The following is a 25407-nucleotide window of genomic DNA, read 5'->3' as shown; positions in this document are numbered from 1 at the left end:
ATAGCCGCGCGCTGTCCAGATAGCGCGCGGCTGTGATGCTAGTCGGCCAGCGTTTGCAGGATGGCCGCTAGCTGGGCCGTGCGTTCCGGCCCCAGATTCTGCAGCGGCAGGCGCGGTTCGCCGGCTTCGATGCCTTGCAGGCGCAGGCCCGCTTTGACCGAAGTGGGCAGCCCCGTCTGGACGATGAATTGCAGCAGCGGTAACTGGCGTTCGAACACACTGCGCGCGCGCGCCAGATCACCGGCGCGGACTGCTTCGACTAGCGCCAGCGGCAGTGCCGCATTCAGGTTAGGCGCGGCGGTACACCAGCCGGCCGCGCCCGCCGTCAGGGCCGCCATGGCCAGCGGATTGCTGCCATTGTAGAACGGCACGCTGCCGCCCGTGAGCTGCTGCAGGCGCAGCATGCGCTGCAGGTCGCCCGTACTCTCTTTTACCATCGTCACGTTGCTCACTTCGCGGCAGATGCGGGCAATCAGCTCGGGCTGCATGTCGATGCCGCTAGTGGCCGGATTGTTATACAACATGATGGGCAGGCGGATCGCCGCGCCGATGGCAGCGTAGTGGGCAATGATTTCAGCGTCAGTCAGCTTCCAGTAGGAGACGGGCAGCACCATCACGGCGTCGGCACCGATCTGCTCGGCGTAGCGCGCGCGCCGGATGGCACCGGCCGTGGTCAGTTCGGAAATCCCCACGACGGTGGGGACGCGGCCGGCCACGGCGCTGACGGCCACTTGTGCGGCCAGTTCCCATTCCGCATCGGTGAGGTAGGCACTTTCGCCCGTGCTGCCTAGCGGGGCAATGGCATGGGCGCCGCCGTCGATCAGGCGCTGCACCAGCAACTGCAGTGTGGCCGTATCGATCTTGCCGTCGGCAGTAAAGGGGGTAATGGGGTAGGCAATGATGCCGTTGAAGCGGGTTTGCATAGTTGTTCTCCGTAGCAGTGTTAGATCAGGCAGTCCGCATGCTGGCGCAGCGCGCGGCGGGCGTAATAGTTGAAAGTGACGGTATCGCGCTTGGCGGTGGAAATCCAGTCATGCGCCTCGCTGGCCAGTGCTGGCGGGATAGGTTTGATCTGGCCGGCGGCCATGGCCAGCAGTTGCAGCCGCGCAGCCCGCTCGATCAGCAATGCCAGTACGCAGGCCTGCTCTATGGTGCCGGCAGCGATCAGCTGGCCATGGTGGGCCAGCAGCACGGCACGCTTGTCGCCCAGGGCAGCGGCGATGATTTCGCCTTCCTCGTTGCCGACCGGGATGCCGGGCCATTCGGCCAGAAAAGCGCAATCCTCATGCAGCGGCGTGGTATCCATATGCGAGACGGCCAGCGGTACTTCCAGCATGGATAGCGCGGCCACATGGGCCGGATGGGTATGGATGATGCAGTTGACATCGGGCCGCTGGCGGTAGATCCAGGTGTGGAAGCGGTTGGCCGGGTTGGGGATGCCCTGACCGGACAGTACTTGCAAGTCCTGATCTACATGGATCAGGTTGGAAGCGCCGATTTCATCGAAGCCCAGACCGAGTTGCTGGGTGTAAAAGGTATCGGGCTGTTCGGCACGGCAGGTAATCTGGCCGGCCAGACCGGAATCATGGCCGCCATCAAACAGGATGCGGCAGGTCAGGGCCAGTTTCTGGCGTGCCGACCAGCTGCTGTCGCCCACCGCGTGAGCGAGGCGCCGCTGGGCAAGTGCCACCAATTCCGGTTTGGACATGGTGAGGGTAGTGGACATCATATTCTCCAGGCTAGACAAAAAAACAGTGATGGATTGCAGGCTCGTGCGCATCGGGCGGCGCCACCAGATGACACGATGAGTTCATTATGACACGACGTGTCATGTGCTACAATGATTTTTTTTCCGCCCCCACCAGCATGTCGCTTCCGATCCGTCTCAAACTGCTGCGCAAGCAGCGTTCATGGTCACTAGATGCGCTGGCGCTGCGCAGTGGTCTGACCAAGAGCTACCTGTCCAAAGTCGAGCGCGGCCTGTCCGTGCCCTCGATCGCCGTCGCGATCAAACTGGCCAATGCGCTGGAAGTCAATGTCGAGCAGTTGCTGAGCGAACCGGTGCCCGGCGCCGACATCGTCGTCACGCGCGCCTGCGAGCGCACCGCGCTGGGCGAGGGCGGCGCTGGCGCGGTGCAGAGCGTTGCAGCCGGCGCCGCGTCCAAGCGCATGCTGCCTTTTGTGGTCTATCCGCCGCGCGAACTGGTCGCTTCTGCCTTCAAGGAACATGCGGGCGAAGAACTGCTGTTCGTTCATCAAGGCCGCATCGAAGTGGTGTTTCCTAGCCAAACGGTGGAGCTGGCAGCCGGTGATTCGCTGTATTTCAATGCCCTGATTCCTCACCAGACCCGCACCATCAGCAGTGAACAGGCGCAAGTGCTGGTAGTGGTCAGCCATGAGCTTGAATAAACCCACGCCCAATATACTTAGGACTCTTGACTAATCCTGCAGAGCTGCTATGATGCAGTCATGGAAACACCTGACTACACCCCGTGGGATAGCACGCCCGATCTGTCTGCCCGTCTGGTAACGACGCTGGGCCGGATCGCCAGCGTGCTGCGGGCAGGGATGTGGGAACAGGCCACGGCACACAATCTGACGCCGGCGCAGGCCGAAATCCTGCAGTTGCTGCGCGAGCGTACGGAGGGCGTACGGCTGTCGTGGCTGGCGGCCCAGCTATCGGTATCGGCGGCCAGTGCCAGCGATTCGGTCGCCGCGCTGGTGGCCAAGCAACTGGTGTACAAAGACCGTGCCGAAGACGACAGGCGCGCCATGGCGCTGTGGCTGACGGCCGACGGCAAGGCCGTGGCCGAGCAACTGCAGTCGGCGCTCCATTTTGCCGATGCTGCGGCAGCGCGGCTCGATCCGGCGCTACAGGAGCAGATGCTGGTGGGCTTGTTCAAGCTGATTGCCCAGTTGCAGAAGAGCGAGCGGTTTCCTGCCCTGCGGGCCTGTCTGTCCTGCCGCCATTTCGAACTTAACCGTTATGCGGGCACGGCAGCGCCCCATCATTGCGGGCTGGTGAATGCCCGTCTTCCCGTTGCCATGTTGCGCATTGATTGCGCCGAGCAGCAGGCCACCGATGCCTTGAGTGAACAGCGTAACTGGGAGCAGTTTGCCTGAAACCGGCTGCGCTTTTTTTTGACCTAAATACTTAGGACTCCTAACTGAATGGCGTGGCCGGCCATTCAGTTCCTTACACGGCCAAGCAAATGAAAGGAAATACCATGTCCCAATCTGCACGTCTGTCGCTGCTCCAGCGTGATGCTGCACCGGCGGCCTCGGCGGCCTTGCTCGATCAGATCCACGGCGCTTTTGGCGCCACCCCGAATATGTTCCGCGCAGTGGCCAATTCGCCTGCGGCACTGGCCAGTATGTGGGGCGCGTTTGGCGCGCTGGGGCAGGGCACACTGGGCGCCCGGCTGGGCGAGCAGCTGGCGGTGGCCATCGCCGACCTGAATGCCTGCGAATACTGTCTGGCTGCGCACACGGCGCTAGGCCGCAAAGCCGGCGCCAGTGCGGAAGAAATGGCCGCCGCGCAGGCCGGCCAGGCGCAGGATGCGCGCACCCGGGCTGCTTTGCAGTTCGCTACCAGTGTGGTGCAGCAGCGCGGCCAGATCGATGCAGCCAGGGTGGAGGCCTTGCGGCAGGCGGGCTTCGACGATGGCGCGATCATGGAGATCATGGCGCATATCGCGCTGAACCTGTTCACCAATTACGTCAACGTGGCCTTTGCTGTGCCGCTCGATTTCCCCCACGTAAAGCTGCGTCAGCCATGAGCGCCATGAACCAGTTTGCGATCGAAACACCGGCCCCCGAGTTCGAGGTGGCCGCCTGGTTGAATGTGCGCCAGCCGCTGTCGCTGGCAGCACTGCGCGGCAAGGTGGTGCTGGTGTATGCGTTCCAGATGCTGTGTCCGGCCTGTGTCACGCACGGGCTGCCGCAGGCTAAAAAAGTCGCTGCCAGCTTCAGTCGCAACGAGGTCGAAGTGATCGGTCTGCATACGGTATTCGAGCACCATGCCGCGATGGGGCAGGTAGCGCTGGAGGCCTTCCTGCATGAATACCAGATCGGTTTTCCTGTGGCCATAGACAGCGCATCGGGCACCGGGCCGGTACCCAAAACCATGGCGGCGTATGGCATGCGTGGCACGCCGACGCTGCTGCTGTTTGATCGCGCGGGGCGGCTGCGCCAGCACCATTTCGGCATGCTCGAGGACTTGCAACTGGGGGCTCAGATCGCTGCCTTGCTGCAGCCCACACCTGCCGGCAGCGATTGCCTCGATGGCCGTTGCCGCATCGCTCCGCACGCGTGAACTCAGGCAGTAGCCCGGGCTTCTTCAACACAAAATTTACTTATCACCAGAAAGGCATAGTATGAAAAACCTCTATCTGATCGGCGCATTGGCCGGCCTCACTGCACTGGCACCTTACTGTGCGGCCCACACCACGGGCGCCCACGCTGCCCACCAGGGCGGCATCCAGAGCGCTGCCAGCCAGACCGTGCAACCGGCGTTTGACATCATCCACAGCAAGATCACGACCGAAGGCAATATTGCCACTTTCCATGTGGCCGTGTCCGGCAAGGCCGGTCAATCGCGTCCCACCGCCACCGGCAAACTGGCCGGCAGTCAGGTGTTCTCGTATGTCTGGCCGACCACGATAGACCCGTATGTGGTGGGCTTCGAGCATCAGGCCGGCATACTGGCGTTTGCCGTGACGGCGCATCCGGACTTTGACGATACTCCCCTGTACGACGAAGATAACGATGGCAATACCGGCGATGACGGCGCGGTCTGGCATACGCACTGGGTGGTGCTGCAGCCCGATGAGGCTTGCGGCAAGGGGGCGCTGAAGATCGTCGATATTCCCGAGGGGAGCAAGCCGCGCCTGCCTAAAACCTGGCCCGGCCTGCCTATCCTGATCGATAGCCCCGGTTACAGCCCGGTGTTCAAGGGCGCGACGCTGGAGGTGCGGGTGCCGTTCGAGGATATCGGCGTGCTCACACCGGCCGGCTTCGATGGCGTGACTGCAGCGCTGCGGGTGAATGCTAGCGTGCATAATCCGCTGGTCTGTGTGGTGGATGTGTTCAAGGTTGCCAGCGGCAATCTGTCGCTGCCGGGCAAGGTCAATCAGTAAGGCCTGTAGCCTGCCATGCAAAGCATGCGCAGGCTTATGGCAGTGCCAGTTCCAGCCCTAATGTCTTGCTGGCGATAAAGGTCAGGAGCAGCAGACCTGCCAGCAGGAGCACAAAGCCCAGCGCCACCGCGCCGGCAACGCGCAACACCGAGCGCGCCGGCTTGGCGGGATTTTTCTTGCCCTGATCGTAGTGCCACTTAATGGCGTAGAACATGCCTATGCCCAGCACGACAATTTTGAAGGTAAAGAAGACGATAGGGACCCATTCCATGATTTCCGCTTTTTCCGATGTTTGTTAGATGTCCATACTACCTAAAAGCAATTTCCATACATTGGGACATAATGTCCCAGTTAATGGCCATGCAAGGAAAATGCGATGGGACGGTAGGGTTTGCTGCGCCCGCGTGCTACACTGGCGCGCATGATTATGCATCGAACAACTTATCGGATTGCGCTCTGGCTGGCCGCGCTGGCGATGTTGTTCGCCGTGCTGGCGCCGACCATCTCGCGCGTGCGCAGCACGGGCGACTGGGTGGAAATCTGTAGCGTCGCCGGTAACAAGCTGGTGCAGGTCGCCAGTGCGACCGGCGATGGCAGCCAGCCGGCCGATGCCCGCGCTGCCATGGATTGCCCGTATTGCGCGCTGCATATCGATCTCGCGGTACCCACTCCCCCTCAAGCGGCTCCTATTCATCGCATTAGCCGGCTCGCCTTCGTTCCCCGTCTGTTCCTGCAAGCGCCGCAAGCCCCGTTCGTCTGGGCGCCGGCGCAGTCACGCGCCCCACCTGTACTGGCCTGATTCGTTGTAATTTGTCGCCCCGACTTGTCGCTCTGACTAGCCGGGGTGTGAATTCGACCGAACCGGAGGCCTTATGTCCCGCTTTTTGTCCGCATATTTCCGACGCACCAGTCTGCGACTGGTGCTGCATGCATTCCGCTGCGCCTGCATAGCCGCGATCGTCGCGCTGGGCGTATGGGATAGCTACATCCTGTGCCGCGCCGCTCCCACCGAGCCGGCCGTGCAATGGGTGTCTTTTGAAAAGAGTACGAATCGATGAAACAAAATTTTCCTGCATTCCCCCTGTCCATGCTGGCGCTGGCCTTGCTGTCCGCGTTTGCCACCAGTGTCCATGCCGAAGCAGATGACGGAATGGAAATTGTGGTGATCAGCGGCGCGCGTGCGCTGACCAAACTGTCCGAAACGCCCAGCGCGATTGGTGTGATAGATCAAAATGCGCTACAGCGCGACCAGCCCAAGAGCATGGGCGATGTGCTGAACCGCGTGGCCGGCGTTCACTGGAATGATCTGGGCAACGAGCAGCATAGTATGTCCATCCGCCAGCCTATCAGTACCAATGCCGTCTGCCAGTATCTCGAAGACGGTATTCCCATCCGCCCGCTGGGCGTGTTCAACCACAACTCCCTCAACGAGATGAACCTGAGCGGCGCGAATGGCGTGGAAGTGCTGAAAGGGCCCGCTTCGTCGCTGTATGGCAGCAATGCTGTCGGCGGCGCCATCAACGTGCTGACTGCCGCCCCGTCGCGCACGCCGTATGCCAGCATCGGTGTGCGGCGCGAGGGCGAAACCGGCTATAGCCGCTACGATACGGCAGCCAGCGATAGCTGGGGCGATTTCGGCCTGCGCTTTTCGCACTACAGTATGCGGCGCGAGCGCGATAACTGGCAGCAGTACAGCTATGGCAGCAAGGACTCATATACTTTGCGCGCCGATTATGCGCTCAGTCCCAGTTCGTCCATGCGGGCCACGCTGGTGCATACGGATCTGGATGCGGGCATGACGGGTAGCCTGTTCGAGAACGATTATCTGAATAATCCAGGCAAGAGCATCAACACGTTTACCTACCGGCGCGATCTGACGACGCGGGTGACGGCGGCGTGGGAGGGCGATACCATTGCCGGCGGTAATACTACCTTTACCGTGTTCGGCCGGCGCAATGACCATGCGCAGATTCCTTCCTACGGCATCGGCAGCTGCAGTGCGACGGCCTGCAAGGGTTCGAGGAACAACAACCATGTGGATTCGCGCGGGGTCGATCTGAAGCACGTGCAGGAGTTCCGCTGGCTGAATGCGCGCCTGATCGGCGGTGTGTATATCGACCATAGCGATAACCCCTACGTGAGCGACAACTTGGCCATCGTGCGCGATGCGGCCACGGGGCGCTACCTCAGTTACACCATGGTCAGCAGCAGCCAGCCACTGGGGGTGCGCGACTATCAGGCCGACATTGCCAACACGGCGTGGTTCGGTCAGTTCGAGTTCACTCCCGTGCATAGGCTGCGCGTGGTGGCTGGCGGCCGGTCCGACCGCATCTCCTACGATTACCACAACCATCTGGCGCCACGCGGCAGCAGCAACTACGGTGCACCGGACGAGCAGCGCAGCTTCGCGCGCTTCAGTCCCAAGATCGCGGCCAGCTATGTGCTGGGTGCCGATGCCAATGTGTATGCCAATCTCAGTGACGGTTTCACACCGCCTGAAGTGAGCCAGATGTATGGCAAGACCGGCATACCGGATCTGCATCCGGCCACCTTCCGCAACGCCGAAGTGGGTTTGCGGCTGGCTTTTCTGGATAACACCTTGCGCTTCGATAGTGCGCTGTACCGGCTGACCGGGCGCGACACCATCGTCAGCTACACGGTCACGCCGGGTAACAGCGAAAATCGCAATGCTGGCCGCACCCGCAGTCAGGGGCTGGAACTGGGGCTGACCTATGACGGCAAGCAGTTTGACGCGCGCTTCGGTACGGCAGTGGCCAGCCATCGTTATGAAACCTATCGGGTTTCATCTACGCTCGACTACAGCGGCAAGGAGATGCCGCAGGCACCGCGCGATATGACCTCGGCCGAAGTCGGGCTGCGTCCTGTCAGCGGTCTGCGGGTAGCGCTGGAAGTGGTGCATCAGGGACGCTACTGGATGGATAACGCCAATACGGTGCGCTACGGGGGGCATAGCCTGCTCAATCTGCGTGCCACCTATCGCATCGGAGCGTCGTGGCAGGCGTGGCTGCAGGCACGCAATCTGGCGGACCGGCGCTATGCCGATTCGGCCAGCAGTTCGTATTCCGGCGTGGGCAGCTACAATCCTAACGCGCAGAACCAGTACACCCCCGGTGCCCCGCGCAGCATCATGCTGGGCCTTAGCTATACCTACGGAGGCAAGCAATGAAGGCCGCCGCAGATCAGCTAAACAGCGCAGCACGTGCGGCGCTGTTCTGGCGTGTGCACTGGTGGGCGGCGCTAGTGGCGACGCCGTTTGCGCTGCTGGCAGCGCTGACCGGCCTGCTGTATGTGTTCACGCCGCAGATCGAGCAGCACCTGTATGGTCACATGGAGCAGGTGGCGCCGGTAGCGCAGGCGCGGCCGCTCGACCAGCTGGTGGCGGCAGCGCAGGCCGCCGCACCTGCCGGTATGGAGCTCAAGCAGGTGGTGGTGCCGGCGGCGAACAGCGATGCGCTGAAGGTGATTTTTGCGCCATCAGCTGGCGGCAGCGATCCCCACGCCCACCATCACGGCGGCCAGCACGGCAACGGCATGGGGGCAGGGCCTGCCATGCCGGCCGCCGCGCCTGCAACGGGCGATGCTCCTGCACCGGCAGGCGTTCCTGTCGGCGCGTCTGGGGCGAAGCCGCTTGCAGCGAAACGTTCCGGCTTCGGTCTGCCGGCCGGTGCGCTGACTGTCTATGTCGATCCCGCCAGCGGGCGGATTACGGGCACGCTGGCCAATGACGCGCGCTTTAGCCAGTGGGCCAAGCATCTGCATTCGCGGCTACTGCAAGGCGAGGGCTGGCGCTGGATGATAGAACTGGGCGCGAGCTGGATGATGGTGATGCTGCTTACCGGTGTGGCGCTGTGGTGGCCAGCGGCGCGCTGGCCGCGCACGGGGCTGCGTGGCCGTGCGTTCTGGCGCGAATGGCATACCTTTGCCGGTGTGGCGCTGGGCATCATCAGTCTGGTGATACTGGCGACCGGTCTGACGTGGAGCAAATATGCGGGCGAGGAAGTGCGCGCGCTGCGTGATCTTACGGGGCAGGCACCGCCGCAGATGCCGGCCGGTCTGCATTCGCAGCGGCAGGGCGAGGCCATGCCGCTAGGCTGGCAGGCGGCGCTTGATGCCGCGCGCCGCATCGCACCGGCGGCCAGCCTGCAACTGACGCCACCGCGCAATCCGCACGGCATCTGGCGGATTTCCATGGCGGACCGCAGCCAGCCCGCCTTGCGCTTCGAGGCCGCACTGGATGCCTATAGCGGCCAGCCTCTGTACACCTCGGACTGGAGCCAGCAGACCGCTTTCGGCAAAGCTACGGCGATCGGGATTCCTTTCCATCGCGGCGAATTCGGCTGGTGGAATCAGGCGGTTCTACTGGTGTTCGGTGTGGGCGTGCTGTTCTCGCTGCTATCGGGCTGGCTGATGTATTTCAAGCGTCGCAAAACAGGGCAACTGAGTCTGCCCCGTGTGCCGGCACAGGCATGGCGCGCACTGGGCGCCGGCTGGTGGCTGACGCTACTGGGCTGTCTGGCACTGATGCCGACACTGGCGCTGAGTGCGCCGCTGGTGCTGTTGCTCGATGCACTGGCTGGACACAATGCCAGTCGTCCGGTCGCATCGCCTTGATAGCATAGGCTTCTATTCATGCAGGTGCGCGCCGGATGCGCGCACCTATCAACTTTCGGGAGTGTGACATACTGGAATTGAGACCCGGTTGCGAATGTTGTGACAAAGATTTGCCACCCGAATCCACCGAGGCACGTATCTGTTCCTTCGAGTGCACCTTTTGCGCCGCCTGCGCAGAGACTGTGCTGGGCGGGGTGTGCCCCAACTGTGGTGGCGAGTTACTGACGCGCCCCCGGCGCCCGGCCAGCAAACTGGCCAAAAATCCCCCCTCCAGCCAGCGTATCTACAAGCCTGCGGGCTGCCCATGACGTGGCAGTTGTGTCATACTGCGGCGCTTTGACGTTTACGTAACGTCAGAATCGCCTTAGGCATAACCGGTCTACACGACCTGTTCAAAACAATAGTGGAGGATGTGAGTGAGTATTTTTAGAACCAAGGATTTCGATGCCATGCGCAACGCAAGTTCGCATGGCGGTCTGAAGAAGGTGCTGGGCCCGGTCGATCTGATCCTGATGGGCATAGGTGCGATTGTTGGTACCGGCATTTTTGTGCTGACCGGTAGCGGTGCTTCTACCGCCGGTCCGGCGCTGGCCCTGTCGTTTGTGGTGGCGGCTTTCGCCTGCGGCTTTGCGGCGCTGTGCTACGCCGAATTCGCTTCCATCCTGCCGGTGGCAGGCGGTATCTATACTTACAGCTACGCGATTCTGGGTGAACTGGTGGCGTGGATGATAGGCTGGGACCTGATCCTCGAATACGGTCTGGTTACTTCTGCCGTGTCGGTCGGCTGGTCGGGCTACTTCCAGTCGCTGCTGGGCGGTTTCGGTCTGCAGATTCCCGTGGCGCTGTCGGCGGCACCGGGCGCACTGGAGGGCGTGACCACCTACTTCAACCTGCCAGCTTTCCTGATCATGATGACGCTGACGGTCATGCTGTCGCTGGGTGTGCGCGAATCGACCCGCATCAACAACGTGATGGTAGTGGTGAAGATCGGCGTGGTACTGCTGTTCATTCTGGTGGGTGCACGCCACGTGGCGCCGGCCAACTGGCATCCGTTCATGCCGTTTGGCGTAAATGGCGTGATGAGCGCCGCGGCGCTGGTGTTCTTTGCCTTCATCGGTTTCGACGCCGTGACCACGGCAGCCGAAGAGGTCAAGAATCCGAAGCGCGATCTGCCGATCGGCATCATCGGTTCGCTGGCCATCTGCACCGTGCTGTATGTGGTGGTGTCGGCTATCATGACGGGTATCGTGCCGTTCGCCCAGTTCAAGGGCGTGGACCATCCGGTCTCGCTGGCGCTGCAGTTTGCCGGTGAAAACTGGTTTGCCGGTTTCGTCGATCTGGGCGCGATTCTGGGCATGAGCACCGTGATTCTGGTGATGGCCTTTGGCCAGAGCCGCGTCCTGTACGCCATGTCGCGCGACGGCTTGCTGCCGAAAAAACTGTCGTCGCTGAACGGCGCCGGTACCCCTATCGTGGCGACGTGGCTGGTCGGTATCGTCTTCGGTCTGCTGGGCGCACTGGTGCCGCTGCAGGTGCTGGGCGAACTGGCCAACATCGGCACGCTGGCAGCATTCTGCCTGGTCTCGCTGGCCGTGATCATCCTGCGCAAGAAGCGTCCGGAACTGCACCGCGCGTTCCGCTGCCCCGGTGTACCAGTGATTCCTGCGCTGGCCATCGTGTTCTGCGGCGCGCTGATGGCCTTCCTGAGTGCCATCACCTGGATCGCCTTCCTGATCTGGCTGGCCATCGGTCTGGTGGTGTACTTCAGCTATGCGCGTCACCACTCGCTGCTGAATCAGAAATAAAACCCCCTGCGGCTTCCCGCCTGCACGGTGCACGGGCGCGTTTCTACGCGGCCTGTGCACCGCCTGATCTTTCCTCCCGCCTGACCGGCATGCCGTTGCCCTGTCCATTGCAAGATTTGCAGTGACGATATTTCCTGAATAAATTATTATGTATTTGCATACTAATTTTTCTAACAGGATCAAAGATGGCTGTGCTGGTTCCATCCGTTTCTCCCGTGTTGCGCCGTGATGGCGGAATTTATCGGGAACTCGATATCGTCAATCAGCTCGTGCAGGCGCTGCCCGACGGCTACGAGATCTTCCATGGACTGGAGCTGCATACGGTGCAGCAGGGGCACGACCACTACGGCGAAATCGATATCATCGTGCTGGCGCCGACCGGCGCATTGCTGATCATCGAAGTCAAGGCCGGTGCGGTGCAGCTGCGCGACGGGCAGGTGTTCAAATGCTACGGCACGGACGAGCGCACGCGTGATGTCAGCCAGCAGGTGCGCTGGCAGCGCGGCAGTCTATTGAGCCGCTTGTCCGACGCCAGACTGGAAACCAGCGTGGCCAACTGTCTGGTTTTGCCGGACTATCGCCTCAGTTCGGACGATCTGGTTTCGATGCCGCGCGAGCGCATCATCGATGCGACCCTGTTCCCCCAGCTGGCCAGTCTGGTGCGCGAATGGCTGGCTGGTATGCGCGGCTGTACCCAGTTCGACGCGCTGCGCCGATTTCTGTACAACCAGTTCCGCGTGTCGGTCGATCTGGCCGCCGTGCGCGAGCAGCTGGCGCGTTCTACGCGGGTGCTGGCCGACGGCCTCGCCACCTGGGTGCCCCGCATCGAGGCGCCTTCGCGTGTGCTGCGGGTGCAGGCAACGGCCGGTTCGGGCAAGACCCAGCTGGCGTTGCAGCTACTGGAGCAGGCCTTGCAGGCTGGCGGCCGCGCAGGCTATGTGTGCTTTAACCGCTCGCTGGCAGACCATATCCGTGCGCTGGCGCCAGCCCGTGCCGAAGTGGCGAACTTCCATGAACTGGTGGTGGAATACGACCGCCGCACGCATGGCGAGCCTGATTTCACCCAGCCGCAGGTGCTGGAGCAGGCTACCGCACGCTACCTCGCCGCGAGCGGAAGCCTGCCGTCGCGCTACGATCTGCTGGTGATCGACGAAGGGCAGGATTTCGAGCCGGAGTGGATAGAGCGACTGGTGCAGTTGCTGCATCCCGACGGCAAGCTGTATCTGCTGCAGGACGACGAGCAGCGGCTGTATGCGCGGCAGGATTTCGCTATCGATGATGCCGTGGTGGTGGTCAGCCGTGATAACTTCCGTAGTCCCCGCCTGATCTGCGACGTGATCAATGCACTCAGACTGTGTAGCACCGCGGTGGTCAGCAAAAGCCCGTATCAGGGCGAGCTACCGGGATTTCATGTGTACCGCAACGAGCCGGAATTGCTGGAGCAGACGGCGCAGGCGGTGGCCGGTCTGATGGCGCGCGGCTTTGCCGCCGGTGATATCGCCGTGGTCAGCCACCGTGGCCGCGCTGCGTCGGTGTTCACGGAACGGACGCGGATCGGGGCGCTGAGCACTACCCGTTTTACTGGTGCTTACACGCGCGCGGGCGAGCCGGTATGGTCGCAAGGTGAGCTACTGGTGGAATCGATCTACCGTTTCAAGGGACAGAGCAAACCCGCTATCGTACTGACCGAGTTGGCGTTCGCGGAACTGACTGCGGTGGAAAAACGCAAGCTGTTCGTCGGGCTCACGCGCGCCCAGATGGCAGTGGAAATCGTGCTGTCGCCAGAGGCGGAGCAAGCTATGATGGGAGTGATCGATGCAGCCGGATAAATCGCAACGTCAATGTGGCCAACGGTGGCCTGCCACGCTGCCAGCCTTAGTGGCGCAAATGTCGCTGGTGTTACTTGTTACGCTAATGGCGCAGAGCATGACGGTGAGCGCCGCCGAGGCACCAGTGATCGAACTGCGCGGCAGCCAGATACTGGGGCCGGCCCAGCAGGATCTGGGCGAGGCCGACTGGCTGGCGAGGCTGAATAACTGGAAGCGCGATACCCAGGGCCAGTATCCGGCGTGGCTGCAGGCCATGCAAAGCTGGCGCAATAGCCAGCGTGCCAGCATGGGCTATGACGATGCCCAGTACCGCCGTCCCGAACTACGCTGGACCCAGCGCGATTTTGTGCAGACGCAGGCCATGGTGGAAGACCGCTATCTGTACGATCCTGCCACGGGACGCTATACGGTGACGCGCTTTCTCGATGATCTGCGCCAGCGCTATGGCGGCATCGATAGCGTGCTGCTATGGCCCGTCTATCCCAACCTCGGCATCGATGACCGCAACCAGTGGGACATGCTGCGTGATATGCCGGGCGGCGTGGACGGGGTGCGTGGCCTGATCCAGGATTTTCATGCGCACGGCGTGAAGGTGTTTTTCCCCACCATGCCGTGGGATACCGGCACGCGCGATCCGGGCAGCAGCATGCCCGCAGCCACCACGGCGCTGATGGCGCAAATCGGTGCTGACGGTATCAACGGCGATACCATGGATGGCCTGCCGCTGGAATACCGGCAGGCGGCCGATGCCAGCGGGCAGGCGCTGTCGCTGGAGCCGGAACTCAACTTTAAAGACGATCGCATGCTGGCGTATAACCAGCAGAGCTGGGGCTACTGGGCGAATACGCTGGTGCCCATGGTAAGCAAGTGGAAGTGGCTGGAGCCGCGTCACATGGTGCATGTGTGCGACCGCTGGGCCACCGACCGTAGCAGTCTGTTGCAGGATGCCTTCTTCAACGGTACTGGCATCCAGAGTTGGGAGAATGTGTGGGGCTGGTGGAACCAGATCACGCCACGCGACGGTGCGGCCTTGCGCCGCATCGCCACCATCTATCGCGCCTTCCCTGAGCATCTGGTCAGCGTGGCATGGCAGCCGCATGTTCAGACCTTGCATTACGGTGTGTATGCCAGCGCTTTCCCGCTCAGCGACAGCACGCTGTGGACCATCATCAACCGCACCGACTGGGCCATCACGGAGCCGGTGCTGCGTCTGCCGCACCAGCCGGGCCAGCGCTATTTCGATCTGTGGCAGGGCAGGGAACTGCAGCCCCGCATCGTCGATGGCGAGGCCGAATTGAAGGTGACGCTAGAAGCGCATGGCTACGGTGCCATCCTGCGGCTGCGTGCCGGTGCCAGCATGGTCAGTCTGCCGGCCACGCTGCAGACCCTGGCGCAGCAGGCTAGCAAGCCGCTCGCAGCGTACGCCGCCACATGGCAGCCACTGGCGCAGCAGATGGTGGCGATTGCGCCCACGCGCGCTGCGCGCAGTGCGCCTGCCGGCATGGTGGAAGTGCCTGCGGGGCAGTTCAGCTTCAAGGTGCATGGCATCGAGATTGAAGGCGAGAACAAGCCGGGGCTGGATGTACAGTATCCGTGGGAGTCCGTGGCGCGTCGCCACCATCTGCATACCTTACCTATCCAGCGGTTTTACATGGATCGCCATCCCGTCACCAACGCTGAATATCTGGCCTTCCTGCGCGCCACCGGCTACCGTCCTGCCGATGCCCACAACTTCCTGCGCCACTGGGTGGCTGGTGCGCCCAAGGTGGGTGACGAACAGCGCCCCGTGGTGTGGGTGTCGATCGAGGATGCGCGCGCCTATCTGCGCTGGGCCGGCAAGCGGCTGCCGCATGAATGGGAGTGGCAGTATGCGGCGCAGGGCACGGATGGTCGCCGTTATCCTTGGGGGAATGCGTGGGACGGCGCCAAGGTACAAGCGCCCGAGCAGGGGCGCAGCCTGACGGCACCCGCTGTGGTAGGCCAGCATTCGCAAGGTGCCAGCCCGTTCGGGGTAGAGGATATGGTGGGCAGCGTGTGGCAGTGGACCAGCGAATTCAATGACGAGCATACCCGTGCTGCAATATTGCGCGGAGGGAGTTATTACCAGCCGCAGAATTCCTACTGGTACTTCCCGCAAGCCTACCGGCTCGACCAGCATGGAAAATATCTGCTGATGGCGCCAGCCAAGGATCGCGCCGGCACCATCGGCTTCCGCGGTGTGCAGGACGCGGTCGCGAATTAGGGCGGGAATTCAGCCCGCCAGCAGCATCGGCATCAGCATTAGCATTAGCATCATCAGTGCGCGCTTGCCTCGATCGCTGGATAGAATTCGCGGTCTTCGCGCTGCATGCGTTCGTATAGCGTACGCAGTACGGCATTAGCTTCGCTGCGAAAATCTTCCGGCTGCGCTATCAGCAGGCGTGGGCTGTTCCAGCGGGCGGCAAAGGCTAGGTAGGCGGAGGCAATACCGTCCATTTCACTGCGATATTGCTGGCTCAAACGGATTAGTTGGGCGTTGCCGCTATTTTCCAGCGCCGGGTAGAGTACCCGATCTTCTACTGCCAGATGCAGTTTGATAAAGCCGCTCATGGCGATGATTTGCTGCGCGATCGCGCCAGCCTGTTCGCTAATGCCGCTCTGTACCAAGGTGCGCAGACGGGTAATGGCACCGAGAATGTCGAGGTGCTGGTGCTTGAACTTATCGATATTCATTGCTTTTCCTTCAATTTATTTCACTTGTGAAATAAGTGTAGCTCAGATTCTTCATAACATGCAAGTAAAATACATCTTAAAAAGTCACTCCTTAAAAATTGCAATTCACGCCATGTTTTCTGCGTTTCGTCGAATCGCGTCCGCGCCCGTGAGCGCTTAGCGCTAAGCTTGCCGTCGCGTTCTAGCTTTCGTAATTTTTGGAGGAATCATTTATGTCGCACCAACGCTTATGCGTCGCCGCAGCCCTGTTTTGTGTATCGACTTTGACCATGGCAGGCGAGAATTTCCGCCCCAGCTTTGACCCATCCCAGCTCAAGGCGCCTGCACGCGCCACGCCGAATCAGGTGATGGTGCTGGGGACGGCGCACCTGTCGGCCTTGCCTGCTCAGTTTGATCCGGCCGGACTGGCGCCGCTAATCGACCGGCTGGCCACGTGGCAGCCGCAACTGATTACGGTGGAAGCGCTGTCCGGCGCCCAGTGCGATCATCTGCGCCGCTATGCCTACCGCTATGCCGAAACGGTCAGCACTTACTGCTGGGACCCGAAACTGGCGCAGGCCGCCACCGGCCTCGATGTGCCGGCGGCGACGGCCGAGATGGAACGCCTGCTGGCCAACCTGCCGGCGACGGTCACGCCCGCGCAGCGGCGTCATCTGGCCGCCGTGATGCTGGCCGCAGCCGACCGCGCTTCGGCGCTGGTGCAATGGCTGCGTCTCGATAGTAGCGAGCGTCGTGTGGGCGATGGGCTGGATCAGGCACTGGTCGATTACCTCAACAAGCTGGTGACGCGGCGCGACGAAACCTATCTGATTGCCGTGCCGCTGGCGGTGCGGCTGGGGCATGAACGTGTCTATCCGGTGGATGACCACACGGCCGATTTCGCGCTGCGCGATGCGGCGGACGAGGAAGCGGCCGGTGTCGCAATCAAAAAGGTCTGGGACAATCCCGCTTCGGCCAAACGGCGTGCCGAGGATGCCGTATTGCATAAGGCACTGGGCACGGCAGACGGGGTGCTGGCGCTGTACCGCGCATATAACCAGCCGGCACAGGCACAGGCGGCCTTCGATAGCGATTTCGGCGCAGCGCTGCAGGATACGGCAGGGCGCCAGTATGGCCGCATTTATCTGACTAGCTGGGAAACCCGCAATCTGCGCATGGTGGCGAATATGCGCGACCTGTTCGGCCCTGAGCCGGGCAAGCGCATGCTGTCCATCGTCGGCGCATCGCACAAGGGCTATTACGAAGCCTATCTGAACATGATGCATGACGTGCGCGTGGTCGATACGGCCGCCATACTGCGCTAGAGCCGCTCAGAATTCCAGCACTTGCTGCTGCATGGCGGCGGGTGCTGGCATTCTGCGCGCGGCGCTGCCAGTCTTGCGCGCACTGACGCCATCGCGCATCAGGCGCGAGCCATGCTGTTCGACGATGGCAGCTCTGGCAGCGCGGATTTCTGGCAGCGCGCGCAGTGCATGCACGCGCTGCTTGGCGCTGCGGGTGGCCTGTTCCAGATCCACCACGGGCAGCGGTATCTGGTCGCCCACATGCACGCCGCAGCGCTGCTGCAGCGCCTGCGGCATCAGCCATGGCTGCAGCAGATAGGCATCCGGTACGCGCCGCATGGCTGGCAGCCAGCGCCGCACAAAATGCCCGTGCGGATCGTGATCCTGCGCCTGCTTGATCGGGTTGTAGACGCGCGTGGTGTTGATGCCGGTGGTGCCGGCCTGCATCTGCATCTGGCTCCAGTGGATGCCCGGTTCGTAGTCGAGGAACTGGCGCGCCAGCCATAGCCCGACAGGCCGCCAGTGCAGCCATAGCGGATAGCTGGCAACGGATACCAGCATGGCGCGCATGCGGAAATTGATCCAGCCCGTCTCGCGCAGCATGGCCACGCAGGCATCCACCATGGGCCAGCCCGTGCGCCCCTGCGTTAGCGCAGTGAAGTGCGCCTCGTTCCATTCATCCTCGCGCAAACCGTCGTAGCCGCGATGCAGATTGCGAAATTCCAGTTCCGGTTCGGATTCCAGCTTCTGGATGAAGTGGCAGTGCCAGTGCAGCCGGCTGGCAAAGGCGGCCAGTCCCTTGCGCTGCCATGCGGCCGGTGCGGCGCCATTCTGTTCCAGTGCTTCGATGCGCGCCATGGTGGCCTGTACCACTTCGCGCATGCTCAGGCTACCCAGCGCCAGATACGGCGACAGGCGCGAACATGCGTGCGGCGCAGTCAGCGGGGAGGACATGCCGCCACGGTAATCCGCGCAGCGCTGTTGCAGGAAGTCTTGGAAGATTTGCAGGCCGATCTGGCGGCCGCCGCGCTGGCGCTGGGGCGGATCGAGCGGATCAAGCGCCAGTTCGTGTGCATCGGGCCAGCGCATCAGTGGCCATGGCAAGGTGAGGCCTTGCAGACTGGCCGGTGCTGGTGCGGGCAGGCACGGCGCCTGCATGTGCGTCTCCCACAGAGCATGCCAGATATCCCGATCCGGCAGGCGGCGGGTAACTCCGTGCTGCGGCCACTCCTGCCACTGCACGCCATGCTGTTCGCACCAGCGGCCGACTGCCAGATCGCGTGCATAGGTGTGGCCATTGCCGGTTTCTTCGTGCGCCAGCAGGCGCGCGAACGGTGCCGCCGCATGCAGCCGCGCCAGCACTTGCGGCATCTCACCTACGGCCAACTGCAGCCGTGCGCCGCACTGGCGCAACTGGTAGGCCAGATCGCGCAGGCTCTCCTGCAGAAAGTGCAGGTGCTGGGTAGCGCAATCGGGTTGCGCCCACACGCTGGGTTCTAGCACATACAGGCATAGCAGCGGGCCACGGCTAGCGGCGTAGCGCAGCGGCGCATGGTCATGCACGCGCAGATCACGCTTGAACCAGACCACCGAATACGTCATGGTGCTACCCGTCAGTTAGTGCGCCGGATCCTGCCGCTGCTGGCTGACCCAGATCAGTGCTGACGTATCGATGCCTAGCGCGCTGGCGCGGGCCAGTATGGCGCTGCGCTGGGCTGGCGTCAGTTGCTTGTCGCGCGCGAGGATCCAGCAGTAGCTGCGGTCTGGCCCGATGACCAGCGACCAGCCGTAGTCGCCATCCAGGGCGGCGACATGGTAACCGCCGTAGAACGGGCCGAAGAACGAAACCTTGAGCGAGCCGGTGCTGCTGGCGCCAGTGAAAACGGCGCGGCCTATGGCTTCGCGCCAGCGTCCCTGTTTTTCATCGTAGCCGCGGTTGAGCACGCGCACGCTGCCGTCGGCCTGCGTGCTGTAGGTGGCCGAGACATCGTTCATGTCGCGTTCGAAGCTGTGATCCATACGGGCGATTTCATACCAGCGCCCCTGATAGCGCGCCAGTTCGAACGGCGTTACGGGCTGCACACCGGCGGGAACCACAGTCGACGCGCAGCCGGCCAGCGTGGCCAGTATCACCACAGTGGCGGCGAGGCTGCACAGCGCGCGGCGCGCAGGCTGCTGCTCGGAAGTGCGCGAGTGAGCGAATAGGCGAGGGTTCATAGCGATTCCTTGGAACTGGGGGGTGTCGGGTTGTCGAGTGCGATGCCTTTCAGGCTGGCCACGCGTACCAGCGCCTGCTCGAACATGGTGCGGGCGGCGGCGGCGATGTGCTGCAGTTCGGTGTGCAGCTCGGCGTCTTCCGTGCTGTCGTGGGCGCAGCCGGCGCTGTAGATTTCGAAGTCGGCTAGCTGGCGTAGCAGGCCGGCGATGTGCTGCGGGCATTCGCATTCGAGCGCAGGCGCCATGGCGGTGATGGCCAGCAGTACGGCGTTGTCGAATTGGCGTGGTGCGATAGGGAGCGCAACGGCGCTGCCAGCGGCACTGGCAATGGCCTTGCGGGCGGCGGCGCTGATCGTGCTGTCGCCGTCATCTAAGGGCGGGGTGGCGGCAATCAGCTGATCGAGCCAGCGCGCCAGCCGGGCATCGTCGGTCGACTCGTCCAGTACGGCGATGCCTGCTGCCGCGTAGCTAGCCAGTGCGCTGGCGCTGGCGTAGCGATACACCACGGCTAGCTGACAATCCGGCCAGTTTTGTCGCGCTGCGCGCAGGTCGATGGGTATGCTGTTCTGCAGCGCGGGCAGATGCCACAGCATTAGCTGGAGATTGCCGCCCGCGGCATTCAGCAAAGCTTCGGCCAGCGTTTCGGCCGGTGCCAGCAGAACCAGCGGGCGCGCCAGTTTGGCGCTGATGGGCGGGGCGCCCAGACGCATCTGGAGGGCGCCACCCACGACCTGCGTGCGCACACCGGCGGGCGGACCATCGTGTTGCTGTTGCAGCGCCTGTAACTGGCGGTCGCTCAGGCGGGCAATGCTGCCGATTGCATGGCCGTGCAGAGTTAGCTGGCGCAGCATGACGACGCGCCGCACATCCTCCGCACTGTATAGCCTATGCCCCGACGGCGCCGCCTCTGGCTGTATGGCCTGATAGCGCTGCTCCCAGATACGCAGCGTGGCGACGGGCATGCCGGCCAGTTGCGCCACTGCGCTACTGCGTAGCAGGGCAGAAGACTTTTTCCGCGGCGAGTTAGATGTCATCTTTTTTGAGTTGAAATTATCAACGATTAACCCACTTAATGGTAAATATTATAACCATTTTCCCCATTGTGAGTTAATAATTGAGTCTGTTATGGCGGTAAATCTTGGCGCCTGAATCCAGCCACAGGCCGCAGCGGGGGGCGGTACTGATAGCTGAATTGCATACAGAAAGTATTTTTGTGTTCATAATGCCAACAACGACTTTATGCAGGAGTGGTAATGGCGGTTTTTTCGGGAAATCCGTTCTCTTTTGCTTCCGCTGCCGAACTGGCGCTGCGCCAGATCGGTTCCAGCTATGACTACACGGGCGTGCTGGCCTCGGTGGCGATCGCCATCTTTGCTTCCTACTGTGCGTTTGAAATGGCGCGTCGCCGTGCGCAGGGGCAGCACTGGCTGATCCTCGGTGCGCTGATGCTGGGGCTGGGCATCTGGGCCATGCACTTCATCGGCATGTCGTCGTTCCGCCTGAATTGCGGTGTGGCCTATGACCCGTGGCTGACGGCGCTATCGGCATTGCCGGGTGTGGCGGCCGCGGCGATCGCACTGCGTGCTACCGCTTCGCGCAATATCGGCCATGTGCGGCTGGTGCTGGCGGGCGGCGTGATGGGGGCGGGCGTCGGCCTGATGCACTACACCGGCATGGCGGCCTTCCAGTTTCAGGGACGGCTGCTGTATGAGCCGCAGGTGTTCGCGTTCTCGCTACTGGCGGCGGTGCTGACGGCAACGCTGGCGCTATATCTGAACCGCGCAATTGGCGGCAGCCGCCTGCGCCGTATGCCCTATCTGGCTTCGCTGGCGGCGGCGGTCGTACTGGGGCTGGCCATCTCCAGCATGCACTACATTGCCATGGAATCGGCCCGCTTCCTGCCGCTGGACGGGGTGGAGATTACATCGTCGCTGAGCCAGCCTATGCTGGGCTTGCTGGCCGGCTTTACTACGCTGATGCTGCTCAGTTTCGGCCTGCTGTATGTGCTGCTGTATTCGCAGGCGCTGAGTGCGCGGCGGCGCTATGAATCCATCCTCAGCACCACCCAGCAGGGCTTTGTGCTGATCGATGATAGCGGCCGCATCGTGCAGAATAATGCGGCCATGGTGGCGCTGCTCAGGCAGCCGTCCGAGCAGATACGGGGCAAGCGGCTGGAAGATGTGCTCGACCATGTCGAGCCGGATGCCCATGGCGCCTACCAGTTGCAGGCTAATTTGCGCTGCGCCGATGGCAGCCTGCTGCCGTGCATGGCCTATGTGAATACCTTCGTCGACAGTTCCGATGGGCGCCAGATCAGCTTTGCGCTGTTCAGCGATATCAGCAAACGGGTGGCTGCCGAAGCGCGCGCCCATGCGCGCGAGCAGCAGTTCCGTGCATTGCTCAATTCCACTCCGGACCCGATGGTAATTACCGGTGCCGACGGACGTATCGTGATGGTCAACCTGCAGGCCGAAGCGTTCTTCGGCTATGCCCATGATGCCTTTATCGGCCAGCCCGTCGAGATGCTGATACCGGCCGCCCAGCATGCTGCGCATCGCCACCTGCGCGACGAATATATGCAGGGGGCGCTACCGCGCCGCATGGGCAGCGACCGTATGCTGTATGCGCTGACCAGCGATGGCCGCGAGATTCCTGTTGAAGTCAGCCTGAGTCCCATCGTCACGGCCGAAGGGCTGATGATTGCCAGTTCGCTGCGCGATGTGACGGAGCGTCTGCGCATCGAATCGGCGCTGGTGGCGGCCAATCAGGAGCAGGAGGCGATACTGGGTACAGCCTCGGTCGGTATCGCATTGCTGCAGCAGCGCGTGATCCGCCAGTGTAATCACGGGCTCGATGAACTGTTCGGCTATCCGGTTGGTGCCCTGAAAGGCCAGCCTACACGCTGCTGGTTCCACCGGCAGGAAGACTATGATCTGGTGGGCAGTGCCGGCTATGCGCAGATACTCAGTGGCCGTACCTATACGCAGGATCTACAGTTCCGGCGCAAGGATGGTAGTCTGTTCTGGGCGCGCACTACGACGCGTGCGATCGACCAGCAGCAGCCGGACAAGGGCGTGGTGGTGATCGTGTGGGATATCACGGCCGAGCGCAATGCACAGGAGCTGATACAACTGGCCAATGACGAACAGCGCGCCATTCTCGACACGGCGACGTCCGGCATCGCCCTGATCCGCGACCGTACGCTGCACCGCTGCAACCGCCGTCTGCATGAAATGTTCGGCTGGCCGCTGTGGGAAATGGTGGGGCAGCAGACGGCCATCTGGTATGCCGACGACGAAGCCAACCGCATCGGCGCCATGCCTTACGAGACCATCTGGGCGGGCAAGTCGCACACGCGCGAACAGCAGGTAATGCGCAAGGACGGTAGTCTGTTCTGGGCGCGCCTGCAGGGCAATGCGGTTGATCCGGATGACCATTCCAAAGGCACGGTGTGGATCATCGACGATATTACCGCCGACCGCGAAATGAATGACGCGCTGCGCCTTGCCAAGGAAAAGGCCGAAAGTGCGACCCGTGCCAAGTCCGACTTCCTGTCGAACATGAGCCATGAAATCCGCACGCCGATGAATGCGATTATCGGCATGTCGCGGCTGGCGCTGCAGACCGAGCTTGATCGCAAACAGCGCAACTACATCGAGAAGGTGGTGCAGGCAGGTGGCAATCTGCTCGGCATCATCAACGATATTCTGGACTTCTCCAAGATCGAGGCCGGCAAGCTGGCGATGGAACGCATCGACTTCCGGCTGGAAGATGTGATCGACAATCTGGGCAATCTGCTGTCCATGAAGACCGACGAGAAAGGGCTGGAACTGATCTTCGATGCATCGGCCAATGTGCCGACGGCACTGGTGGGCGATCCCTTGCGGCTGGGGCAGGTGTTGATCAATCTGGGTAATAACGCCGTCAAGTTTACCGACCACGGGGAAATCGTGGTGGGCGTTAGCTGCCTGCGGCAGGAGGACGACGAAGTCGAACTGCACTTCTGGGTGCGCGATACCGGCATCGGCATGACGCCGGAACAGAGCAGCCGCATGTTCCAGTCCTTCACGCAGGCCGATTCCTCCACCACGCGCAAATATGGCGGCACGGGACTGGGGCTGGCTATTTCGAAAACGCTGGTGGAGATGATGCGCGGCCGTATCTGGGTCGAAAGCGAGGCAGGGCAGGGCTCAGTGTTCCACTTCACGGCCCGCTTCGGGCTGCAGACCAGCATGCAGAACAGCCGCATGTTTACGGCCGACGAGCTGCGCGGTATCCGCGTGCTGGTGGTGGACGATAATGCGGCGGCGCGCGAAATCCTGCACGATATGGCGCAGTCCTTCGGCCTGCATGCAGCTACGGCCAGTGGCGGAAGGCAGGCGCTGGACATGGTGGCCGCTGCCCAAGCCGATGGGGCGCCGTTCGATCTACTGCTGTCCGACTGGCGCATGCCGGAAATGGATGGCGTGCAGCTAGTGGGCGAACTGCAGCGCAGTACCCGTCTGCAGGCACCGGCCGTGATCATGGTGACCGCCTACGGACGCGAGGAGGCACTGGCTGCGGCACGCGAACAGCAGGTGGAACTGAGTACGGTGCTGACCAAGCCCGCCACGCCGTCTTCGCTGCTGGAAGCGATCGGTGAATCGCTGAAGAAATTCTCGCTGCGGCGCACGCCCGTGGCCGAACTGGGGCAGACAGTGCAGGAGGCCATGGTGCAGTTGCAGGGCGCCCGCGTGCTGCTGGTGGAAGATAACGATCTGAATCAGGAACTGGCGCTGGAATTGCTCAGCGATGCGGGGCTGCAGGTGGTGGTGGCGAATAATGGCCGCGAAGCGCTCGATATACTGGCGCAAGACCAGGCCTTCGACGGCATTCTGATGGATTGCCAGATGCCGGTGATGGATGGCTACGAGGCCACCCGCATCATCTGCCAGACGCCGGTGCTGCGCGAGATTCCCGTGCTGGCCATGACGGCCAATGCCATGGCGGGCGACCGTGCGCTGGTGCTGGAGGCAGGCATGCGTGACCATATCGCCAAACCGCTCGATGTGGATGTGATGTTTGAAACCATGGCGCGCTGGATACGCCCGAGCGACGCGGCCGGTAGCCATGTGGCGCCGGTGCGGCGCGCCTATCCGAACACGCTGAGCGCCGTACCGGCCAGCCTGCCCGGCATCGATGTGGCAGCGGGACTGGCCACCACCATGAATAGCGAGAAGCTGTACCGCAAGCTGCTGAACAAGTTCGAGAAGAACCAGAGCCAGTTCGTCCAGCACTTCCGTACGGCGCAGCACAGCAGCGATGCACGGGCAGCCGAGCGCTGTGCCCACACCCTGCGCGGGAATGCCGGTAACATCGGGGCGCGTGCACTGCAGCAGCACGCGGCGCTGCTGGAGCAGTATTGCCGCGACGGCGCAGCGCAAGAGCAGATCGAAGCTGCCCTGCTAGCGGTGCAGGCGGAGCTCGACGTAGTGCTCAACAGCCTGCGCGGCATGGATGGCGGCATGGCCGAACCAGAGCCGGAAGTGCCAGCTGGTACGGTAGTCGATGCTCGCGTCTTGCAGGCTGCAAGTGAGAAACTGCTGCCCATGCTAGAGGATGGCGACCCCGAAGCGGGCCAGCTTTGGGAGGAACAGCGCGACCTGTTCAAAGCCGGTTATCCTGAGCATTGGTCGCGCATCGAAGCGCTGCTCGGTGATTTCGATTTCGAAGGAGCGCAACAGAGCCTGCGGCTGGCGATGGATGCGCGCAACACTGAACCCGGCAACTCGCCTTACTGACTGGAGAATCA

The 25407-nt window shown here is 62.4% G+C and carries 21 protein-coding genes; 14 read left to right on the top strand and 7 right to left on the bottom strand.

Annotated elements, in window-relative coordinates; all coding sequences use genetic code 11:
- Nucleotides 1-38 precede the first annotated feature (38 nt).
- Both ABNT42_RS01420 and ABNT42_RS01415 read right to left on the bottom strand, forming a co-directional pair.
- Nucleotides 39-923 carry a dihydrodipicolinate synthase family protein gene (locus tag ABNT42_RS01420; RefSeq protein ID WP_348693014.1) on the bottom strand — a complete coding sequence of 295 codons (885 nt, stop codon included), beginning with the start codon at nt 921-923 and terminating at the stop codon, nt 39-41.
- Nucleotides 924-943: 20 nt separating this feature from the next.
- Nucleotides 944-1726, bottom strand: a complete 783-nt coding sequence (locus ABNT42_RS01415) for an aldolase (protein ID WP_348693011.1) — start codon at nt 1724-1726, stop codon at nt 944-946.
- A gap of 140 nt (nt 1727-1866) precedes the next feature.
- Here ABNT42_RS01415 and ABNT42_RS01410 point away from each other — a divergent pair, with 140 nt between their 5' ends.
- From ABNT42_RS01410 to ABNT42_RS01390, 5 genes are all read left to right on the top strand, one after another.
- Nucleotides 1867-2409 (top strand): XRE family transcriptional regulator, encoded by a 543-nt coding sequence (locus tag ABNT42_RS01410; protein WP_348693289.1) that lies wholly within the window; start codon nt 1867-1869, stop codon nt 2407-2409.
- 60 nt (nt 2410-2469) lie between these two features.
- A complete protein-coding gene (locus ABNT42_RS01405; RefSeq protein ID WP_348693009.1) occupies nt 2470-3123 on the top strand; it encodes a MarR family winged helix-turn-helix transcriptional regulator in 654 nt (217 codons plus the stop codon).
- Nucleotides 3124-3227: 104 nt separating this feature from the next.
- Entirely contained in the window at nt 3228-3779 is a 552-nt protein-coding gene (locus tag ABNT42_RS01400) for a carboxymuconolactone decarboxylase family protein (protein ID WP_348693006.1), read from the top strand.
- Nucleotides 3776-4315 carry a redoxin domain-containing protein gene (locus ABNT42_RS01395; RefSeq protein ID WP_348693004.1) on the top strand — a complete coding sequence of 180 codons (540 nt, stop codon included), beginning with the start codon at nt 3776-3778 and terminating at the stop codon, nt 4313-4315. Before ABNT42_RS01400 ends, ABNT42_RS01395 begins: the two co-directional genes overlap by 4 nt.
- A gap of 61 nt (nt 4316-4376) precedes the next feature.
- Nucleotides 4377-5138, top strand: a complete 762-nt coding sequence (locus tag ABNT42_RS01390; protein ID WP_348693002.1) for a hypothetical protein — start codon at nt 4377-4379, stop codon at nt 5136-5138.
- Between the two features lie 34 nt (nt 5139-5172).
- Here ABNT42_RS01390 and ABNT42_RS01385 read toward each other — a convergent pair whose 3' ends face one another.
- The gene (locus tag ABNT42_RS01385) at nt 5173-5409 is read right to left on the bottom strand and encodes a hypothetical protein (RefSeq protein ID WP_348692999.1); all 237 of its coding nucleotides are present in this window, start codon (nt 5407-5409) and stop codon (nt 5173-5175) included.
- Nucleotides 5410-5565: 156 nt separating this feature from the next.
- Between ABNT42_RS01385 and ABNT42_RS01380 the strand changes: the two genes are divergently transcribed.
- The 7 genes from ABNT42_RS01380 to ABNT42_RS01350 all read left to right on the top strand — a co-directional run bounded on the left by ABNT42_RS01380 (nt 5566) and on the right by ABNT42_RS01350 (nt 15646).
- Nucleotides 5566-5937: a DUF2946 domain-containing protein gene (locus tag ABNT42_RS01380; RefSeq protein WP_348692996.1), complete on the top strand. Its 372-nt coding sequence runs from the start codon at nt 5566-5568 to the stop codon at nt 5935-5937.
- Nucleotides 5938-6192: 255 nt separating this feature from the next.
- Nucleotides 6193-8325 carry a TonB-dependent receptor gene (locus tag ABNT42_RS01375; RefSeq protein WP_348692994.1) on the top strand — a complete coding sequence of 711 codons (2133 nt, stop codon included), beginning with the start codon at nt 6193-6195 and terminating at the stop codon, nt 8323-8325.
- On the top strand, nt 8322-9770 hold the full coding sequence (locus tag ABNT42_RS01370) for a PepSY domain-containing protein (RefSeq protein ID WP_348692991.1): 1449 nt from the start codon (nt 8322-8324) through the stop codon (nt 9768-9770). Before ABNT42_RS01375 ends, ABNT42_RS01370 begins: the two co-directional genes overlap by 4 nt.
- Before the next feature lie 68 nt (nt 9771-9838).
- Nucleotides 9839-10078: a DUF1272 domain-containing protein gene (locus ABNT42_RS01365; RefSeq protein ID WP_348693286.1), complete on the top strand. Its 240-nt coding sequence runs from the start codon at nt 9839-9841 to the stop codon at nt 10076-10078.
- 108 nt (nt 10079-10186) lie between these two features.
- Nucleotides 10187-11575 carry an amino acid permease gene (locus ABNT42_RS01360; RefSeq protein WP_348692988.1) on the top strand — a complete coding sequence of 463 codons (1389 nt, stop codon included), beginning with the start codon at nt 10187-10189 and terminating at the stop codon, nt 11573-11575.
- A gap of 185 nt (nt 11576-11760) precedes the next feature.
- Nucleotides 11761-13404: an AAA family ATPase gene (locus tag ABNT42_RS01355; RefSeq protein WP_348692986.1), complete on the top strand. Its 1644-nt coding sequence runs from the start codon at nt 11761-11763 to the stop codon at nt 13402-13404.
- 97 nt (nt 13405-13501) lie between these two features.
- Nucleotides 13502-15646 carry an SUMF1/EgtB/PvdO family nonheme iron enzyme gene (locus tag ABNT42_RS01350; protein ID WP_348692983.1) on the top strand — a complete coding sequence of 715 codons (2145 nt, stop codon included), beginning with the start codon at nt 13502-13504 and terminating at the stop codon, nt 15644-15646.
- A 53-nt stretch (nt 15647-15699) separates the two neighbouring features.
- Here the strand turns inward: ABNT42_RS01350 and ABNT42_RS01345 are convergent, their stop codons facing one another.
- Nucleotides 15700-16116 (bottom strand): hemerythrin domain-containing protein, encoded by a 417-nt coding sequence (locus ABNT42_RS01345; RefSeq protein ID WP_348692980.1) that lies wholly within the window; start codon nt 16114-16116, stop codon nt 15700-15702.
- A 212-nt stretch (nt 16117-16328) separates the two neighbouring features.
- Here ABNT42_RS01345 and ABNT42_RS01340 point away from each other — a divergent pair, with 212 nt between their 5' ends.
- A complete protein-coding gene (locus ABNT42_RS01340; protein ID WP_348692978.1) occupies nt 16329-17420 on the top strand; it encodes a DUF5694 domain-containing protein in 1092 nt (363 codons plus the stop codon).
- Between the two features lie 6 nt (nt 17421-17426).
- Here ABNT42_RS01340 and ABNT42_RS01335 read toward each other — a convergent pair whose 3' ends face one another.
- Genes ABNT42_RS01335 through ABNT42_RS01325 form a run of 3 tightly spaced genes read right to left on the bottom strand, consistent with a single transcriptional unit; the run spans nt 17427 to nt 20650 of the window.
- Nucleotides 17427-19001, bottom strand: a complete 1575-nt coding sequence (locus ABNT42_RS01335) for an FAD-binding domain-containing protein (RefSeq protein WP_348692975.1) — start codon at nt 18999-19001, stop codon at nt 17427-17429.
- Nucleotides 19002-19016: 15 nt separating this feature from the next.
- Complete coding sequence (locus ABNT42_RS01330; RefSeq protein ID WP_348692973.1) at nt 19017-19616, bottom strand: lipocalin family protein; 600 nt, start codon at nt 19614-19616, stop codon at nt 19017-19019.
- Entirely contained in the window at nt 19613-20650 is a 1038-nt protein-coding gene (locus ABNT42_RS01325) for a MerR family transcriptional regulator (protein ID WP_348692970.1), read from the bottom strand. Before ABNT42_RS01325 ends, ABNT42_RS01330 begins: the two co-directional genes overlap by 4 nt.
- A gap of 219 nt (nt 20651-20869) precedes the next feature.
- Between ABNT42_RS01325 and ABNT42_RS01320 the strand changes: the two genes are divergently transcribed.
- Nucleotides 20870-25396 carry a PAS domain S-box protein gene (locus ABNT42_RS01320; RefSeq protein ID WP_348692969.1) on the top strand — a complete coding sequence of 1509 codons (4527 nt, stop codon included), beginning with the start codon at nt 20870-20872 and terminating at the stop codon, nt 25394-25396.
- The last annotated feature ends 11 nt before the right edge of the window (nt 25397-25407 follow it).

Origin of the sequence: Duganella fentianensis (genome assembly GCF_964031615.1) — a bacterium.
In the GTDB taxonomy this organism is placed as follows: domain Bacteria; phylum Pseudomonadota; class Gammaproteobacteria; order Burkholderiales; family Burkholderiaceae_D; genus Rugamonas; species Rugamonas fentianensis_A.
Note: the sequence above shows the minus strand (reverse complement) of the source record. Positions and strands in the feature narration are given on the sequence as shown.

Bases quoted from the DNA above. Each gene is read 5' to 3' on its own strand.
- ABNT42_RS01420 (WP_348693014.1), bottom strand. From the start codon at position 923: ATGCAAACCCGCTTCAACGGCATCATTGCCTACCCCATTACCCCCTTT.
- ABNT42_RS01335 (WP_348692975.1), bottom strand. From the start codon at position 19,001: ATGACGTATTCGGTGGTCTGGTTCAAGCGTGATCTGCGCGTGCATGAC.
- ABNT42_RS01390 (WP_348693002.1), top strand. From the start codon at position 4,377: ATGAAAAACCTCTATCTGATCGGCGCATTGGCCGGCCTCACTGCACTG.
- ABNT42_RS01330 (WP_348692973.1), bottom strand. From the start codon at position 19,616: ATGAACCCTCGCCTATTCGCTCACTCGCGCACTTCCGAGCAGCAGCCT.
- ABNT42_RS01415 (WP_348693011.1), bottom strand. From the start codon at position 1,726: ATGTCCACTACCCTCACCATGTCCAAACCGGAATTGGTGGCACTTGCC.
- ABNT42_RS01320 (WP_348692969.1), top strand. From the start codon at position 20,870: ATGGCGGTTTTTTCGGGAAATCCGTTCTCTTTTGCTTCCGCTGCCGAA.
- ABNT42_RS01385 (WP_348692999.1), bottom strand. From the start codon at position 5,409: ATGGAATGGGTCCCTATCGTCTTCTTTACCTTCAAAATTGTCGTGCTG.
- ABNT42_RS01345 (WP_348692980.1), bottom strand. From the start codon at position 16,116: ATGAATATCGATAAGTTCAAGCACCAGCACCTCGACATTCTCGGTGCC.
- ABNT42_RS01350 (WP_348692983.1), top strand. From the start codon at position 13,502: ATGACGGTGAGCGCCGCCGAGGCACCAGTGATCGAACTGCGCGGCAGC.
- ABNT42_RS01410 (WP_348693289.1), top strand. From the start codon at position 1,867: ATGTCGCTTCCGATCCGTCTCAAACTGCTGCGCAAGCAGCGTTCATGG.
- ABNT42_RS01355 (WP_348692986.1), top strand. From the start codon at position 11,761: ATGGCTGTGCTGGTTCCATCCGTTTCTCCCGTGTTGCGCCGTGATGGC.
- ABNT42_RS01375 (WP_348692994.1), top strand. From the start codon at position 6,193: ATGAAACAAAATTTTCCTGCATTCCCCCTGTCCATGCTGGCGCTGGCC.
- ABNT42_RS01400 (WP_348693006.1), top strand. From the start codon at position 3,228: ATGTCCCAATCTGCACGTCTGTCGCTGCTCCAGCGTGATGCTGCACCG.
- ABNT42_RS01395 (WP_348693004.1), top strand. From the start codon at position 3,776: ATGAGCGCCATGAACCAGTTTGCGATCGAAACACCGGCCCCCGAGTTC.
- ABNT42_RS01325 (WP_348692970.1), bottom strand. From the start codon at position 20,650: ATGACATCTAACTCGCCGCGGAAAAAGTCTTCTGCCCTGCTACGCAGT.
- ABNT42_RS01340 (WP_348692978.1), top strand. From the start codon at position 16,329: ATGTCGCACCAACGCTTATGCGTCGCCGCAGCCCTGTTTTGTGTATCG.
- ABNT42_RS01405 (WP_348693009.1), top strand. From the start codon at position 2,470: ATGGAAACACCTGACTACACCCCGTGGGATAGCACGCCCGATCTGTCT.
- ABNT42_RS01380 (WP_348692996.1), top strand. From the start codon at position 5,566: ATGCATCGAACAACTTATCGGATTGCGCTCTGGCTGGCCGCGCTGGCG.
- ABNT42_RS01370 (WP_348692991.1), top strand. From the start codon at position 8,322: ATGAAGGCCGCCGCAGATCAGCTAAACAGCGCAGCACGTGCGGCGCTG.